Below are 13,941 nucleotides of genomic sequence, written 5' to 3'. Positions count from 1 at the left end.
GGCCCGGGAGCATGGAATCTGAAGGCACATCAGATCGCAAGGGGTTCCACATGGCCGGGACGGCAAAGACATCGCCAGGGGAAGCAGCGGGCGGACGCGACGGTGACGCGATGACGCACAGCTTCGACAAGGACTACTGGCAACAGCACTGGGAGCATGCCCACGATCCCGCCCAGGCAGATTCGGGAGGGGCTGCCCCGAACCCGCATCTCATCCGCGAAACCAGCGGAATCGCACCGGGAACGGCGCTGGATGCCGGGTGCGGGACAGGGGCAGAGGCGACCTGGCTCGCCGCGCACGGCTGGCAGGTCACCGGCGCCGACATCTCCGGCGCTGCCCTCGCCCAAGCGGCCGAGCGTGCCGAAGGGCAGTCTGTGTCCGGCGCGGTGACCTGGGTCGAGGCGGACCTGACGTCATGGGCACCGGGTGATCGGTTCGACCTTGTGACCACCCACTACGCTCACCCGGCGATGCCGCAACTTGCCTTCTACGAACGCATTTCGGATTGGGTAGCCCCCGGCGGCACGCTGTTGATCGTCGGGCACCTGCACGCTCCCGCCTCCCCGGGGCACGGGCACCGCCCTCCCCCGGAAGCGACTGTCACCCTCGCGGACATCACCGGGGGTCTCAACGCTGCCGTATGGAGCATCACGAGTGCCGAGGAGATCACGCGGACACTCCCCGGACCCGGTGACCGTGCGTTGCCGCTGCACGACGTCGTCGTGCGTGCCACCCGGCGCGGGTGACCTCACAGTTTCCGCCGCGCTGCACCCCCGGTGTTGCTCAGTCCGGCCGGCTGGCATCTACCGGGTAGGTCATGAACGCCGGCGTCTCGTACGGATGAACGGACAACGCGGCATTGACGACGGCGTTACGCCGGGAGCGGGGGAAAATGGCCTCGATCCGGGTTTCCGGCACCTCCTCGGGGGAACCGACGACGCCGACGGACGGGTTCGCGCCGGGCAACGGGGTAAAACGCCCGGTGCCGTCGAGGCTGAACGAGCAGTGGGAGTAATTGCCCAGCCTGCCCGCCCCGGCGTCGCCAATGGCCTGCCGGACCGCGGGCGCAGAGTTGGTGGGGACGTAAATGACCAGACAATCCATGGGCTCCATGGCAGAAAGTCTGCCACCGGGTGCCTCTCAGCGCCGAGGGTTCCAGCTAATCAGAATGTGGATGCTCCGGACCCGCCGAGCGGGTCCTCGCGCTCGATCTGGGCGACCTTCGGATCGTTCTCGTCGGCGCCGTAATCGGAGTTGCGCACGGTGTCCATGAACAAATGGCAAGGCCATGCAACACTGGTCGGATGCCGGCGTTCAGCATCCTCACATCCAACGAGTTTTCCGATGCCGAGGTTCTCTCGTTGTACGAATCTGTGGGGTGGGCCGCCTATACCCGGGATCCGGAACTGCTCGCCAGAGCGATCCGAAGTTCCTCGTTTGTCGTGACGGCCCGGACTGCGGATGGTGAGCTTGTTGGCCTCGCGAGGGTTGTGTCCGACGATGCGACCATCTGCTATCTGCAGGACATCCTTGTACGGCCGCCTTTCCAAGGCACGGGCGTAGGCCGGGCTCTGGTCGAGCACGTCACGGCACGATACGCGCATGTCCGGCAAACAGTACTCATCACTGACAATGAACCGGGGCAACGCGCCTTCTACGAAGCCATGGGTTTTACGGAGGGGTCGAACTTCGCTCCGGAACCCGTGCGTGTCTTCGCTCTATTTCGGTAGTCCCGGAGTTTCAGTTCGAAATGACTGGTATGTTCCAGGACCTTTCGTAATGAGCCGCTGCGAACTCCCCAGTGACCCTGCCCGGTGGGGCAGGACCGCGAGAGGTGCCTGTAAGAATGGGGCATGCCCCCGCCTAGCTTTCCGATCAGACGGTTGGCCGAAGACCCGGCCCACGTCCTCGACCGCCGTCGGTGGCCAGGCAACCTGCTCCCTGTCGCACAGGTTCTGGACCAAGGGCTCGACCTGACCCCGGCCACAATCTTCGTAGGCGAAAATGGGTCGGGAAAATCCACTCTCGTGGAAGCCATCGCACTGGCTTATGGCTTGTCTCCAGAAGGCGGATCTACAGGCGCCCGCCACAGCACCCGATCCACGGAGTCCATACTTGCCGATCACCTGCAGCTTGTCCGCACCGCCGGCGCCACAAGACGCGGCTACTTCCTGCGCGCGGAAACCATGCACGGCTTCTTCACCTACCTCGAGAAGAACCCGAGCACCGCGGGTCCGGACATCTCGTTCCACGACATGTCACACGGTGAATCGTTCCTGGAACTGGCCGTGGATCGTTTCCGGGGACCCGGATTGTGGGTGCTCGATGAACCGGAATCAGCGCTGTCCTTCGCGGGATGCCTCAGCCTCCTTGCGGTCTTGAAAGATCTCCTCGCCGAAGGCTCCTCGCAAGTCATCATGTCCACGCACTCCCCAGTTCTTGCAGCGCTTCCAGGCGCGCAGATTCTCGAAGTCGGCCCGTGGGGACTTCGGCAGCAGGAATGGTCGGACCTCGATCTGGTTTCCAACTGGCGATCATTCATGGACTCCCCCGAAAGATACCTGAGACACCTATAAGGCCGGCCCGGTCGGGGTTGAACTAACGGCGTCCCCGAACGGAAAATGCCAGACAACGCCACAGGGGAAAAACGAACCGCCGACCGCGGTCAACGCTCATGTCATGTGTCGAGCTTTCCAGACTTCCTTTGGGCGAGGCGCTGGAGTTGCCGTGCGTGAACGCCGCTCACCCAGTCCCACCCGGGAGCGGCCGATGGGCCGACCCGCGGGTCGCTGGGCTCATGGGCGTCACGCAAGGCGTGCACGTACGCCCGATCCTGGTCGATCCGTGCGTGTACCTGTTCAGCTCCGCCGACGGACCCGTGTCCGGGGACAAGGACATCGACGTCGCCCGCCACGCCCTCGAGCAGCCGCAGCGCGGCGAGGTAGTCCTCGATCGGGTCTTCGGTGTCGTTCAAATCGAGCATCGGGATCAAAACATCAGAAAGCATGTCGCCGGCGACGAGAACCCCACGTTCCTCAATCAACAGCGCCGCGTGGCCCGGGGCATGTGCTCGATGCTCGAGAATGCGGACTTGGGGCCCATCCCAAGGAATCTGCACCGTCCCGACGGGCAGGCCGGTAATAAGGCCGAGGAGGTCCAGCGGTACCTGTTCGGGGATGCCGGCCGCCTTCGCGACCGCGTCCACTCCGCCCGACAGCCGATCCCGGGCGGTAGCCGCGCAGCGCGCGGTGCCGTAACGGGGAACCGCGCCGAGCCCGGCGTGCCAAAGCAGGTGGTCCCAATGAGGATGCGTCGAGAAGCCTGCCACAACGGTCTGGCCCGAATCGGACAGATCCTTCGCGAGGCAGTCCATTTCGTAGCCGTGCACCCCGGCGTCGATGAGCAACACGCCAGCCCGGCCCTTTACGACGACGGCGTTACTCTCGCAGAACTCGCTCTCGTGGATCAGCACACCCTCCGCGACCTGCCTCAACACGAGCTGGCCTCGTTTACATCGCGGACGGCGTGGTTGTCCCCCGGAACTTGCTCGACCCGCAGCTCGGCGGAGACATTCATCCAATGGTCGATGCGGCCCATCATCTCCTCTTCCTAACAGTGATAGGTTCTGCAACTCATATATTGAGGACTAAATACCTGTCAAGGAGGAATCGTGGAACCTCGGTCCCAGTACACCGTCGCCAGCTGGGGCCTCGGCTGGCGCACCAAGACGGTTGACCGTTTTGCTAGGATCGGACCAGTCTTTCGTCCCCTACCTTTCAGTTGGCGGCCGGTGGATCCCGGAAATGCGCGCCAGGGTGCTTCAGAGAAGGCCAGCGGAACTCCCGATCAACTCGCGCAGCGGGTGGGTAAAGATCCTGCTTCCACATCCCAGAGTTGAAGTTGAGGTTCACAGATGGTCATTCAGGATCGCGCGAAGGCCACCCGCGGTGCCATTGTCGTCGGTGCCGCTGCGGTCTTTGAGGAGCACGGCTACGGCAGTGCCAGCCTGACCCAGGTCTCTGAGACAGCCGGGGTGACCAAGGGCGCCCTCTATTTCCACTTTCAGTCCAAGGAAGATCTCGCCAGGGCGGTCATCGAGGAGCAGCATCGGATCGTCGTGGCCGAAAGCGAGAGCATCCTTGCCGGGGATTGGCCAGGCCTGACGGCAATGATCCTGCTGTGCCGCGCTTTCGGTCTTCAGCTCGTGCACGAGCCAGTTGTCAGGGCCGGCATCCGATTGACGTTTGAAGCGACGGCTTTTGGTCCGCCCGTGCGCGGCCCCTACGAGGACTGGATCGCCGTCATGGAGCAGCTTACCGAACGGGCCAAGGCAGAATTGCAGGTCCGGCCCTCCGTCGACGCCGGGACATTTGCCCGATACCTTGTTGCTTCGTTCACCGGGGTTCAGATGGTCTCCGGAGTACTTACCGACCGAGCGGACGTCATGCAACGGATCGAAGAGATGTGGGAGATCGTGCTGCCGGGGATCATGCATGACGATTTCAACGGTGACCCCCATGCTCTCTCCGGACTGGTTTCCGCTGGAAGCCCCAACCCGCCGCGGAATCCCACCCCACCAGCACCGTGACGGGCTCACACGGCCACCGAGTACTGCAGCCCCGGGCAGGTGGCGCCTTGCTTGCCATCCGCGGGACTTTCAGCGAGTCCACCTCCCATAAACCGGATGACCGCCTTGTTTTAGGGTGAGTGGTCATTTATTCTTGTCTCGGATCCATCGGGGACTCCGCTCGGAGAGCGGCTGTGTCGGCGCGCATTTTTTGGGGGGCGCCGGCACGGACCCCTGGCCTGGACTGTCCGCCATGGCGATCCAAACGTGACGGCGGCGGCCGCCGCCGTCACGTTTGAACTTGAACAGGCCTCCGCCTATGGTTGTGGGTGGCGCCCCGATGCATCCCCCAATAGCATCGGGGCGCCCCCATGTGCCGAGGCGTGAAGCGGGACGAGTGAGGCCGTTCGAGAGCCCTTCCCTAGGCCACTACCCACGCCAAAACTGCGCCGCTTACCGTCGAGACGCAATCTCAGAGGGGCAGTTTGAAGCCCACGTGCGACGCTTCGAAGCCAAGACGCTCATAGAACCGGTGTGCCGCGACCCTGGACTCGTCAGACGTGAGCTGAACCAGCCTTGCGCCACGCCGGCGCCCTTCAGCGATCGCCCACGTAATCATCGCCCCTCCAAGGCCGTTGCTCCGGAGGCTAGACCGGACCCGCACTGCCTCGATCTGCAGTCGTGTCGCTCCGCCTCTGGCGAGGCCGGGAATGAATGTCAGTTGCATGGTCGCAACCACTTCATAGTCGGTTGAGACAACTACGAGAAGAAGCTGCGCGGGGTCCGCATCAATTGCCTGGAAAGCAAGATCGTAGGGACGCCGGTGCTCGACTGCAATCGAGTCGACAGAGGCCCGGAGCTGGTCGGCAGCCAGAAGCCCAACAATCGAAGCCACATCACATGATTCAGCTTTCCTGATGGTGAATGGGCCGCCAGGCAGTTCCAGTTCAGCGAGAGTCATTTCCCCAGTATTCCAGCCATCTCGAATCAGTCAGGCGCCGGCCTCCGTCGACTCGAAACTACGTGGTGAATTCTGGACTGCCGCTGGCCAAAAAGCCGCAGGCTAGAGCCACGCGACATTGCGGCTCCAACTTTCGGGCCACCGTTTCACGAGTCCATTTAGACCTTCGGAATATCGGGCCGGGAACTGCAGTGGCACGGATCAGGCGATAGCGGACGGATTTCCGGGCTGCGTGGCGTTGGTCCGCCGGCGTGAGGCCAGCACGCCAATGATCGCGGTCATGACGACGACAAACGTTGCCAGAACTGACGCGTTGAGGACGAGCGAGAGTTCCATTTGGTGCGGGAGAAGCATGGATTCGTCCCACCCTGCATTGTCGGCGCGATTGATGAAGTCTGCGTCGATCGGATTCCACAGGATGGCCGCGACACTGGTTGCCACCAACGCGCAGAGACTGAGGGCCAGCTGGACGACGGACCATACTGACGGCTTTCCCTTGTGGCTTAACGGACGTTTGTCCATAGCTTCCCCCGTTTAGTGTCGGCCGTGGCCGTTGCGGCCGCCGTGAATGCATTGCCCGTTGCCCACCGCCGGGGCGGCGTCAGCCGGCCCGGTCGCTTCGATAAGCCCTGAGTGCGTCTTCTCTGATCCACTTTCGGGTCAGGAAAGCGTCCAGAACGCAAGAAACGCCGAGGATCGTCCAGGAAGTCCAAACCGGCGCCAGTCCGGCAATCACCAAGACCCCGACAGCAACAACGAAGCCGACGGAGACGTAGCCATAGATCCGGCGTGCACGGGTTGCAAATCGTGCCTCTTGCGTTTCGCGAAAGTAGTTCAGCATCAGTCCCCCAAGGTTCGAATCGGAGCCTACAGCACTGGCTGCACCAAATACCGAAAATGGGTGCGCGCCAGATACGGCTTTGACCCACACCATTTCTGAATCACGGAGTTATTGGGCGTGTCATCGGCACCGCTATTTGGTCTGCTCCTCTCCGCAGCACGTTAAAGGATCCTGCACCGGCACGTCGGGTCGTCGAGTTGCCTCGAACCGCGTCCCGTCTGGTTCGATGAGTGCATGGATCATTCGCAACTGAAGCTGTCCGCCCCGAAACTCAATGCGGGCGATCGAGTCGCGGTTCTCTCCCCGTCGTTCGCCGCCCCCGGGTTCGCCCCGGCCGTGCATGAGCAGGCGATGCGGCGGCTTACATCGGCTACGGGTTTGATTCCTGTGGAATTCCCGACGACGCGCAAGCTCGGATCCAGTCCCGAGGAACGGGCGGCGGACATCAATGCGGCGTTCGCCGATCCCAGCATCCACGCGATTCTCGCCACGATCGGCGGCGACGACCAGATCACGGTCGTACCTCATCTCGACGAGGCGGCCGTCCGGGCGAATCCAAAGATCTTCGTCGGATACAGCGACAACACCAACCTGCTGAACTGGCTGTGGTCACTCGGGATACGCGGATATTATGGCGGTTCGACCCAGGTCCACCTCGGCGCCGGACCGGGTGCTGACGACGTCCACCTCGCTTCCCTGCGGGCCGCGCTGCTCACTGGAGGCGAGCTCGAGATCACCGATCCCGGGGAGTCGGAGGACTTCGGGCCGGATTGGCTCGAGCCGCGGGCACTCGTCGACTACGGCGACCGCGAACCCACCGAACCCTGGACGTGGACAGGTCCCGAACGCACGGTCTCCGGTTACACCTGGGGTGGCTGCATCGAAGTCCTCGACCAGCTCGCCATCGCCGACAGGCTGCCCGCCGTCGACGCGCTCCGGGGCACAATCCTGATCCTCGAATCCAGCGAACTGCTGGTTCCCGCCGATTGGGTCAAGCGATGGGTTCGAGCGCTCGGCGAGCGTGGTGTCCTGGGGGCGGTCGACGGCGTGATGGTCGCCAGGCCTCCAGTCAGCAGCCACGGGCAGGTTCCGCCTGCCGCCGAACGGGCTCGGCTCCGCACCGCACAACGCGATGTGGTCAGCACCGAAATCGCACGATACAACCCGGACGCCGTCGTGTGCGTCGGGGTCCCCTTCGGACACACCCGGCCGCAGTGGATCCTCCCCTACGGCGGTCGAATCCAACTCGACGGCGAAGCCAGGAGGGTTACAGCCAGCTATGCCTGATCGTGGCAGGCAGTGCCGTGAGCACACGTCGGATCATCATCATTTCCTATGCGGTCGGACGCACGTTCTGATTTGACCGGAAGAGGTTGATGGGGTCGTATGCGGCTTTGACGGCGGCCAGCCGGTCGTAGTTGGCGCCGTAGGCTGCCCTCACCCGCTCCTCCCCTTCCTGGCCAAGATCGTTGACGTACACCCCGCTAGCAGCAAAGGGCTGCATCGCTTCGAAGAAGGCGCGGGCCCAGCCGACGTGTCGCTCCGTTTCTGCTGGATTGGACCACTGGGCCAGGATGAGGAGTTCGCTCTGGGACCGGCGATGGGGAAATGCCGTGGCCGCAGGGGGAACCCGAGCGGCCACACCGTGCAGTTGTTGCATTCCGATGCCGCTCGCCGTTGAAGGCATCTCGGCCGCAAACTGGAGCAGGACATCGATGGCGTCGGCGGTGAGGTCAGTCAAAAAGCTCGATTTCCAATAGTGGTGCCGGCCCGACGGAAAGCCGCCGTCGTGGGCGCTTTGCCAAACGCCATAGTCGGTGGGCACCACCGCGTCCACATCTGGGCCGAGGTCGCGCAGGGGCCGGAGCGCCAGCTCCGCCTCATCATGCCCGCCGCTCCAGCAGACGCCGACGCCGAAGACAGGGCGTCCTGAGGTGTCACACCCCAGACTGGCCGACATCGAGAGTTCGTCGGGGCACGAAGCGGCGAATCCGGGATAAAAGCCCAGGACCTCCCTTGTCCGTTCGGCCGGGAATGAGAGCGCTCCGGCAAGAACCTGCCCGACCGGATGCAAACGATAGGTGAAAGACGTGACAACACCGAAGTTGCCTCCGCCTCCGCGGATGGCCCAATAGAGGTCGGTGTGTTGGTCGGGGCTCGCCGTCAGCAGCCTGCCATCCGAAGTCACGATGTCGGCGGCCAGCACGTTGTCGCAAGCGAGCCCGTGTTTGCCGTTGAGCCAGCCGATGCCACCTCCGATGGTCAAACCGGCGATGCCGGTAACCGACACGACTCCGAGCGGCGTGGCCAGGCCGTGCGCCTGGGTGGCGACGTCAAGGTCGGCCAGGAGCGCACCCGCTCCGGCCACGGCGACGCGCCGTTCGGCGTCGACCTGAACGTTCTTCATGCCGGAGCAATCCAGCATGAGCCCATGGGCGCCGACGGCGTTCCCTGCCACGTTGTGGCCGCCGCCCTTGATGGAGACAGGGAGATCATTTTCCCGGGCGAAGGTCACGGCACGGCGAATATCCTCGGCGTCGGCAGGGCGGACAATGACGTCCGGCCGGCGGTCAATCATCGCATTGAAGACCTTCCGGGCTTCGTCGTAGCCGGCGTCTCCGGGCCGGAACAGCCGGCCCCGGAGCGCCGAGCCCAGGCCATCGACGGCGGATGGGTCAAGCGACGGTGCGGAGGTCCCGAAAGCCACGCCACGGCACCTTTCTCGTTCGAGATCGTCAAGGACGCGCGCCGGCCGGCGGCGTCGCGCTCATTTGACCGTCAATGAGCCGTGCATGTTGGGGTGGTAGTTGCAGTGAAAGGCGTAGGTCCCCGGTTCGGAAGGTGCCTTGAATGTGGCCGTCCCGCCGTTTTCCTTGACCTCGACATCAAAGAGGGTCGCATTCTGGTCTGCGGTTACCGTGTGCTCTGCGGTGTCCATGTTGATCACCTTCACCTCCGCGCCGGGAGCCACCGCACCCGGTATCTCGTAGGCGAAGTTGCTGATCGTGATTGCGGCGGCGGCGGCGTTTGCCGCCCCGCTTCCCGGCCCCGAAGCGGTGGAGCCGGCCGGGGCAGACGGTTCCATCGACATGCTGGGCGAGGTCCCGGCGGTCGTGGCGGGCGCCGACGCCTGCGTTCCGCCGCCCCCGGCACAGCCGCTCAACCCGATCAGTACCGTCGCCAACACAAGTGCAGTCCGTGTCTTGTTGCTCGTCATGATGTGCCGTCCTCGACGCTGGAGGGGGCTGAGAAATCAGCCCGGCTTCCTTCCATTCTGCATCCGCCACCATCAAAAAGCACCGCTGAAAAGCTCCGACAGAGAGCACGGGCCATCAGGGCTGCGTCCTGGACTCTTGCAGGTAGGCCATGAGTCCGGCCAGTTGCTCAGGGGTCCAGGGCAGACCGGCACTGAGGGCAGTCCTATTGTCCTGCCACATGGAACGGGCAGCGGCTTTGGTCTCTTCGCCTGCGTGGAACATGGATCCGATCTCGTCCCATGCCGTGGCCCATTCCCGGATGGACGGATCGGATGCCGGCGTCCCGTTTTCGACGTGCCTGAGACCCTCCTCGACCAATGCGGCCCACCGGACTTTGGCGGCCTCGATGCTGTCGCTGCCAAGTTCGGCCCTGCGGCCGGCCAGTTCCTGGCGCTGTTCTGGGGTGAAGTAGTCTTCGAGCATAGTGATCATCTCCAAAGTTGCCATGAACTGTTCCGGCGCCGGCATGCGGCCCCGTCGATGCGTGAAAGCAGGTCGCGTATCCGGTCCTGCACCGCCCGGACCTGCTCGGCGTGCAGGCGCAGGTGCAGCAACTGCCTTTCCAGGAGCGTGCGCAGCGAGCCCATGTCCTCGGCAGGGGTTCCCAGTGCGGCGCCGATTTCGGCCAGCGGAAGGCCGAGCATCTGCAGCGACCGGATCCGGTAGAGCCGCCGGACGTCGTCCTCGGTGTAGCGGCGGTGGCCGGAAGCCGTCCGCCGGCCTGCCGGCAGCAACCCAATCTCGTCGTAGTGATGGAGCGCCCTGACCGTTACGCCACACGCTTTGGCAAGCTCGCCGATGCTCCATTGATCCGCGGCACCGCTCGTCTCTGTCATGGGAACAACCGTAGATCCTCACCCCGCGTCAGGATCAAGACCCTACGCCGGCCCCGCGTGCCGGCCGCCGGCCCCGTCCCGTCCCGTCCGGTCAGCCCGTCTTCCCGGCGTCAGCCAGCCTTACCGACGTCGGCCAGCCGGTTGTTCAGCCGGTCCACCTCGTCGAGGACTTCGGTCGCCGCCCAGGCACGGCTGCGCTTGGACTGGGTGACGGGGGTAATGACCCCGGCGGCGGAGAGCCGCTGCAGTGCGGCGTACACGGAGCTTTCGGCGACGCCGGCAATGTGGGCTGCGCTGTGGGCCTCGAACACGGGCCGCTCCAGCAGCCACGGAATGATCTTCTCGTCCGCGGATCCTCTGCGTGGCCTGGCCAGCTCCAGCCACATCGCCGGCAGCGCATCGAGGGCGGCGACGGATTCGCGGGCAGCATCCGAGGCACGGACAGCGGAACGGGCCAGGTAGAGCACGAACGGATCGGCATCACCGGAGCGGTAGTTATTGACCAGGCTGAAGTAGGTGTCGACGTCGGCGACCATCGCCGACGCGATTGGGGTGACGGTGTTCCTGGTGAGCCCACGACGCCGGGAAATCGCACCGATGAGTGCCCGCCCGATCCGGCCGTTGCCGTCGGTGAACGGGTGGATGGACTCGAAGTGGGCGTGGGCGATCGCCGCCTGCGCCATGATCGGCACGTCGCGGCGGTTGCAGAAGACCATCAGGTCTTCCATCAGGTCCGGCACGAGCTCTGGCGGGGGCGGGACGTGGATGGCGCCGCGTGGTGAATGGTCACTGCCACCGATCCAGTTCTGAACCTCCCTGAACCGGCCGGCGTGTGGGCCGTCCATCGGGTCGTCCTTCATGAGCGTGCGATGGGCGGCCAGCATTGCCTCCAGCCGGATCTCGCCGGTTCGCCCGGCGTCGTCGATCATTCCTTGTACGGCGTCGGCGGCCGCCACCATGGAGCGGGCGTCGTCACTGGCCTTGAGCCCGATCATGGCCCGGGCGTAGTCGTCGCGGTTGGCGTTGACGTGCTCGATTTTGGAGGAGGAGACCGCCTCGCTGCGGAGCAGGAACCCGCTAATGGCGGCCATCCGCGTGCCGGCGGTGACGTCCAGGGACGCGATGGCGACGGCGGCCTCTTCCAGGGCGACGATGGTCTCACGCCCCGGATCGAACCAGCTCCCGGCGATCAAGGGTGGCAGCGAGACCACCACCTCGGTGAATTCCCGGTCTTCGCGCGGCGGCCGCCCGGACGACTTCCAGGGCATCATCTTGCTGCCGTGCGCGGGCCAGCGGGTCATGGATCCTCCGGAAGTCTAAATAGTCACCCTACTATTTAGATTTTAGGGGCTAAACATGAATAACGCGACGCGTGCTTCGGAAAACCTGCCCTGGCGGGGCGCGCTGCCCTCGATCGTCCAGCCCTAGGAGCCGGCTTCCCTCACGTCCGGCCGCGTGGCTTCCTGCAGCACCCAGCGGTTGCCATCCGGGTCGCTGAAGTAGGCGAAGGCGATTCCACCCATGTCCTGGACTTCGCTGATTTCGGCTCCCCGCCGAAGCAGCTCAGCCCGCGTGGACGCCATATCGGGGACCACCAATTGCAGGCCCTCCAGGCTGCCCGGCGGCATGCTGGTCATTCCGGTACCGACGACGATAGAGGCGGCGGAGCCCGGTGGCGTGAGTTGCACGACCCTCATTCCCGGGATGTATTCGACGTCGTGGTCCAGAACGAACCCGAGCCGGTCCGTATAGAACGACTTGGCCTGGTCCACATCACTGACCGGTACTTGCACTACCTCGAGGCGCATCTCCATGCGGCTCACAGTACCCCTGTTTCCAGCTGCGCACAGGCCGTGGATCAAAGGCGCGCCCTACAGGTGATGCCAGATTCTTGTCGGTCACCGCGGAGTGGGACGTGCAACCTGCGGCGTACAGGAAGCATCCGATGGAGCGCCCGGGTAGTACCCAGGTACCACTTGTCCCTGTTCAGGAGTGTCCTCGGGGCCGATGTGTGTGGATTGGGCGATCCGTAGCGTGAAAGAACAACGCTGGGGACATGGACGGCACAAGCCCCGCAACTTCACACGGAATCGAGACTCACTCATGGCTCCCCTCTCTGGACGACTCATTCACGCCGCTCTCTCGGTTGGCCTGTCCCTCTTAGCTGTGACCGCGATGGCTTTCGCGGGCGCGGTGGTGGCGGACGCGCAAAGTCACGTCCGCCCCGCCGCTCAAGAACTGACCAACCTGCCCACGAACCGGCCCTCCTCTTCCGGCGCGATAGTTGTCGCCGTTGTCCTGGGATCGTCAGGCACCGTGGGAAGTGACGTTCTGGCCCCCTACGAAGTGTTTGCCAGTTCCCCGGATTTTTCGGTCTACACAATCGCAGCGCGGGCCGTCCCTGCCGCCGTCGACGGGGGTCCGGCGATTGTGCCCACGTACACGTTCGAGGACATCCGTTCGGGCAGGGCGCGGCAGCCTGACCTGGTGGTGGTCCCGGCCGTCGGCGCCCCGGAGAGCACAAAAGAAGCACCCATGCGGGACTGGATCGCGGAACAAGCGGGGCGCGGCGCCCGCATCCTTGGCGTGTGCAGCGGATCAATGGTCCTGGCCGAAGCCGGTGTGCTGGACGGGCGTAAGGCTACGAGCCACTGGTCCCGCCTGGGTGCGCTCAAGCGGAGCCATCCCGAGGTCCAATGGATGGGAGGCCTGCGATTCGTTCAGGACGGCAGGATCACCACCACGGCCGGTGTGTCTTCCGGCATCCCCGGTGCCCTGAAAGTCTTGGAGGACCTGGCCGGCACGGCCGAAGCCGAGCGAGTCGGTCGGCTGATGAATTACCCGGGTTGGCAGGTGGCGGCGGCAGCCCAGATACCTGACCAGTCCTTCGCCGCCTCGGATATTCCCGTCGGGCTCAACGCCCTCCTCCCCTGGTTCCGGCCGACGATCGCCGTCGGCCTCTTCAACGGGGTGGGTGAAATCGACGTCGCCAGCGCATTCGAGGTCTACAACATGTCATTCGCTGCCCGGACGGTGGCGGTTGCCGCCACGGACACGGTCACCACCAAACACGGGATGATTCTCCTGACCGTCCCGGAACACGAGGCACCTCCGGTGGACAACGTCATTGCCCCTGGCGCGGCTGGGGACGAGGGCATTGATCCGCAATTGCGCGGCTGGGCCGCGTCCCGCGACATTCCCGTGGATGCTTTTGCTGGCGCCGGCGGGGTGCTCGGGTTCGACGGCGCCATCACGTATCTGGCGCAGCACACCGACCGTACAACCGCTGTATCGGCAGCTAAGATGATCGACTACCCGACGGCGCACCTCAACCTTCCGGCCGGAGAAGCTTCTGGCCGGGTTCCCGGACTGATCGCGGTCGGCCTCCTGCTCGCCACCTTGATCGGTTCAATCCCAGCGGTCATTCGAAGCGCAATCCGGCGCCGAAGGGAAGGGCGCGGCTAGCGGGTCCCGTGATT

17 protein-coding genes are annotated in these 13,941 nt (G+C 64.5%); 6 read left to right on the top strand and 11 right to left on the bottom strand.

All coding sequences use genetic code 11. The features are described 5' to 3' along the window. Positions 1–50: 50 nt before the first annotated feature. The gene (locus AC1DFR_RS00615) at positions 51–746 is read left to right on the top strand and encodes a class I SAM-dependent methyltransferase (RefSeq protein WP_476872464.1); all 696 of its coding nucleotides are present in this window, start codon (positions 51–53) and stop codon (positions 744–746) included. 37 nt (positions 747–783) lie between these two features. Here AC1DFR_RS00615 and AC1DFR_RS00610 read toward each other — a convergent pair whose 3' ends face one another. After that, positions 784–1,113 carry a hypothetical protein gene (locus tag AC1DFR_RS00610; RefSeq protein WP_476872463.1) on the bottom strand — a complete coding sequence of 110 codons (330 nt, stop codon included), beginning with the start codon at positions 1,111–1,113 and terminating at the stop codon, positions 784–786. A 191-nt stretch (positions 1,114–1,304) separates the two neighbouring features. On the opposite strand from AC1DFR_RS00610, the gene AC1DFR_RS00605 reads away from it, so the two are divergent. Then, on the top strand, positions 1,305–1,730 hold the full coding sequence (locus AC1DFR_RS00605) for a GNAT family N-acetyltransferase (RefSeq protein ID WP_476855800.1): 426 nt from the start codon (positions 1,305–1,307) through the stop codon (positions 1,728–1,730). A gap of 123 nt (positions 1,731–1,853) precedes the next feature. Further along, entirely contained in the window at positions 1,854–2,576 is a 723-nt protein-coding gene (locus tag AC1DFR_RS00600) for an AAA family ATPase (RefSeq protein ID WP_476872462.1), read from the top strand. A 101-nt stretch (positions 2,577–2,677) separates the two neighbouring features. Here AC1DFR_RS00600 and AC1DFR_RS00595 read toward each other — a convergent pair whose 3' ends face one another. Then, the gene (locus AC1DFR_RS00595; RefSeq protein WP_476872461.1) at positions 2,678–3,472 is read right to left on the bottom strand and encodes an MBL fold metallo-hydrolase; all 795 of its coding nucleotides are present in this window, start codon (positions 3,470–3,472) and stop codon (positions 2,678–2,680) included. Between the two features lie 441 nt (positions 3,473–3,913). Here AC1DFR_RS00595 and AC1DFR_RS00590 point away from each other — a divergent pair, with 441 nt between their 5' ends. Then, positions 3,914–4,588: a ScbR family autoregulator-binding transcription factor gene (locus AC1DFR_RS00590; RefSeq protein ID WP_476870871.1), complete on the top strand. Its 675-nt coding sequence runs from the start codon at positions 3,914–3,916 to the stop codon at positions 4,586–4,588. 451 nt (positions 4,589–5,039) lie between these two features. Here AC1DFR_RS00590 and AC1DFR_RS00585 read toward each other — a convergent pair whose 3' ends face one another. The 3 genes from AC1DFR_RS00585 to AC1DFR_RS00575 form a co-directional block, all read right to left on the bottom strand. Further along, the gene (locus tag AC1DFR_RS00585) at positions 5,040–5,528 is read right to left on the bottom strand and encodes a GNAT family N-acetyltransferase (protein ID WP_476872460.1); all 489 of its coding nucleotides are present in this window, start codon (positions 5,526–5,528) and stop codon (positions 5,040–5,042) included. 201 nt (positions 5,529–5,729) lie between these two features. Then, on the bottom strand, positions 5,730–5,969 hold the full coding sequence (locus AC1DFR_RS00580) for a hypothetical protein (protein ID WP_476849241.1): 240 nt from the start codon (positions 5,967–5,969) through the stop codon (positions 5,730–5,732). 160 nt (positions 5,970–6,129) lie between these two features. Further along, positions 6,130–6,462 (bottom strand): hypothetical protein, encoded by a 333-nt coding sequence (locus AC1DFR_RS00575; RefSeq protein WP_476849242.1) that lies wholly within the window; start codon positions 6,460–6,462, stop codon positions 6,130–6,132. 141 nt (positions 6,463–6,603) lie between these two features. On the opposite strand from AC1DFR_RS00575, the gene AC1DFR_RS00570 reads away from it, so the two are divergent. Continuing rightward, the gene (locus tag AC1DFR_RS00570; RefSeq protein WP_476849243.1) at positions 6,604–7,656 is read left to right on the top strand and encodes a S66 family peptidase; all 1,053 of its coding nucleotides are present in this window, start codon (positions 6,604–6,606) and stop codon (positions 7,654–7,656) included. A 46-nt stretch (positions 7,657–7,702) separates the two neighbouring features. Here AC1DFR_RS00570 and AC1DFR_RS00565 read toward each other — a convergent pair whose 3' ends face one another. The 6 genes from AC1DFR_RS00565 to AC1DFR_RS00540 form a co-directional block, all read right to left on the bottom strand. Beyond that, a complete protein-coding gene (locus AC1DFR_RS00565; protein ID WP_476872459.1) occupies positions 7,703–9,076 on the bottom strand; it encodes an FAD-binding oxidoreductase in 1,374 nt (457 codons plus the stop codon). 60 nt (positions 9,077–9,136) lie between these two features. Beyond that, entirely contained in the window at positions 9,137–9,586 is a 450-nt protein-coding gene (locus tag AC1DFR_RS00560) for a cupredoxin domain-containing protein (RefSeq protein WP_230009278.1), read from the bottom strand. A 115-nt stretch (positions 9,587–9,701) separates the two neighbouring features. Beyond that, positions 9,702–10,073 (bottom strand): hypothetical protein, encoded by a 372-nt coding sequence (locus AC1DFR_RS00555; protein WP_476872458.1) that lies wholly within the window; start codon positions 10,071–10,073, stop codon positions 9,702–9,704. Next, positions 10,055–10,462, bottom strand: coding sequence for a MerR family transcriptional regulator (locus AC1DFR_RS00550; RefSeq protein ID WP_476872457.1), 408 nt, complete (start codon positions 10,460–10,462; stop codon positions 10,055–10,057). The genes AC1DFR_RS00555 and AC1DFR_RS00550 overlap by 19 nt, the downstream gene beginning before the upstream one ends. Before the next feature lie 110 nt (positions 10,463–10,572). Then, positions 10,573–11,763: a Fic family protein gene (locus tag AC1DFR_RS00545; protein ID WP_476855790.1), complete on the bottom strand. Its 1,191-nt coding sequence runs from the start codon at positions 11,761–11,763 to the stop codon at positions 10,573–10,575. A 123-nt stretch (positions 11,764–11,886) separates the two neighbouring features. Next, positions 11,887–12,276 carry a VOC family protein gene (locus AC1DFR_RS00540; protein ID WP_476855789.1) on the bottom strand — a complete coding sequence of 130 codons (390 nt, stop codon included), beginning with the start codon at positions 12,274–12,276 and terminating at the stop codon, positions 11,887–11,889. Positions 12,277–12,565: 289 nt separating this feature from the next. Between AC1DFR_RS00540 and AC1DFR_RS00535 the strand changes: the two genes are divergently transcribed. Further along, entirely contained in the window at positions 12,566–13,927 is a 1,362-nt protein-coding gene (locus AC1DFR_RS00535; protein WP_476872456.1) for a DJ-1/PfpI family protein, read from the top strand. Positions 13,928–13,941: the final 14 nt, after the last annotated feature.

The organism is Arthrobacter sp. 05T410 (assembly GCF_056396505.1).
This window is presented reverse-complemented; position numbering and strand designations above follow the sequence as displayed.

Coding starts and splice junctions, on each gene's coding strand:
- AC1DFR_RS00615 (WP_476872464.1), top strand. CDS start 51: ATGGCCGGGACGGCAAAGACATCGCCAGGGGAAGCAGCGGGCGGACGC.
- AC1DFR_RS00610 (WP_476872463.1), bottom strand. CDS start 1,113: ATGGAGCCCATGGATTGTCTGGTCATTTACGTCCCCACCAACTCTGCG.
- AC1DFR_RS00605 (WP_476855800.1), top strand. CDS start 1,305: ATGCCGGCGTTCAGCATCCTCACATCCAACGAGTTTTCCGATGCCGAG.
- AC1DFR_RS00600 (WP_476872462.1), top strand. CDS start 1,854: ATGCCCCCGCCTAGCTTTCCGATCAGACGGTTGGCCGAAGACCCGGCC.
- AC1DFR_RS00590 (WP_476870871.1), top strand. CDS start 3,914: ATGGTCATTCAGGATCGCGCGAAGGCCACCCGCGGTGCCATTGTCGTC.
- AC1DFR_RS00585 (WP_476872460.1), bottom strand. CDS start 5,528: ATGACTCTCGCTGAACTGGAACTGCCTGGCGGCCCATTCACCATCAGG.
- AC1DFR_RS00575 (WP_476849242.1), bottom strand. CDS start 6,462: ATGGTGTGGGTCAAAGCCGTATCTGGCGCGCACCCATTTTCGGTATTT.
- AC1DFR_RS00570 (WP_476849243.1), top strand. CDS start 6,604: ATGGATCATTCGCAACTGAAGCTGTCCGCCCCGAAACTCAATGCGGGC.
- AC1DFR_RS00560 (WP_230009278.1), bottom strand. CDS start 9,586: ATGACGAGCAACAAGACACGGACTGCACTTGTGTTGGCGACGGTACTG.
- AC1DFR_RS00555 (WP_476872458.1), bottom strand. CDS start 10,073: ATGGCAACTTTGGAGATGATCACTATGCTCGAAGACTACTTCACCCCA.
- AC1DFR_RS00550 (WP_476872457.1), bottom strand. CDS start 10,462: ATGACAGAGACGAGCGGTGCCGCGGATCAATGGAGCATCGGCGAGCTT.
- AC1DFR_RS00545 (WP_476855790.1), bottom strand. CDS start 11,763: ATGACCCGCTGGCCCGCGCACGGCAGCAAGATGATGCCCTGGAAGTCG.
- AC1DFR_RS00540 (WP_476855789.1), bottom strand. CDS start 12,276: ATGGAGATGCGCCTCGAGGTAGTGCAAGTACCGGTCAGTGATGTGGAC.
- AC1DFR_RS00535 (WP_476872456.1), top strand. CDS start 12,566: ATGGCTCCCCTCTCTGGACGACTCATTCACGCCGCTCTCTCGGTTGGC.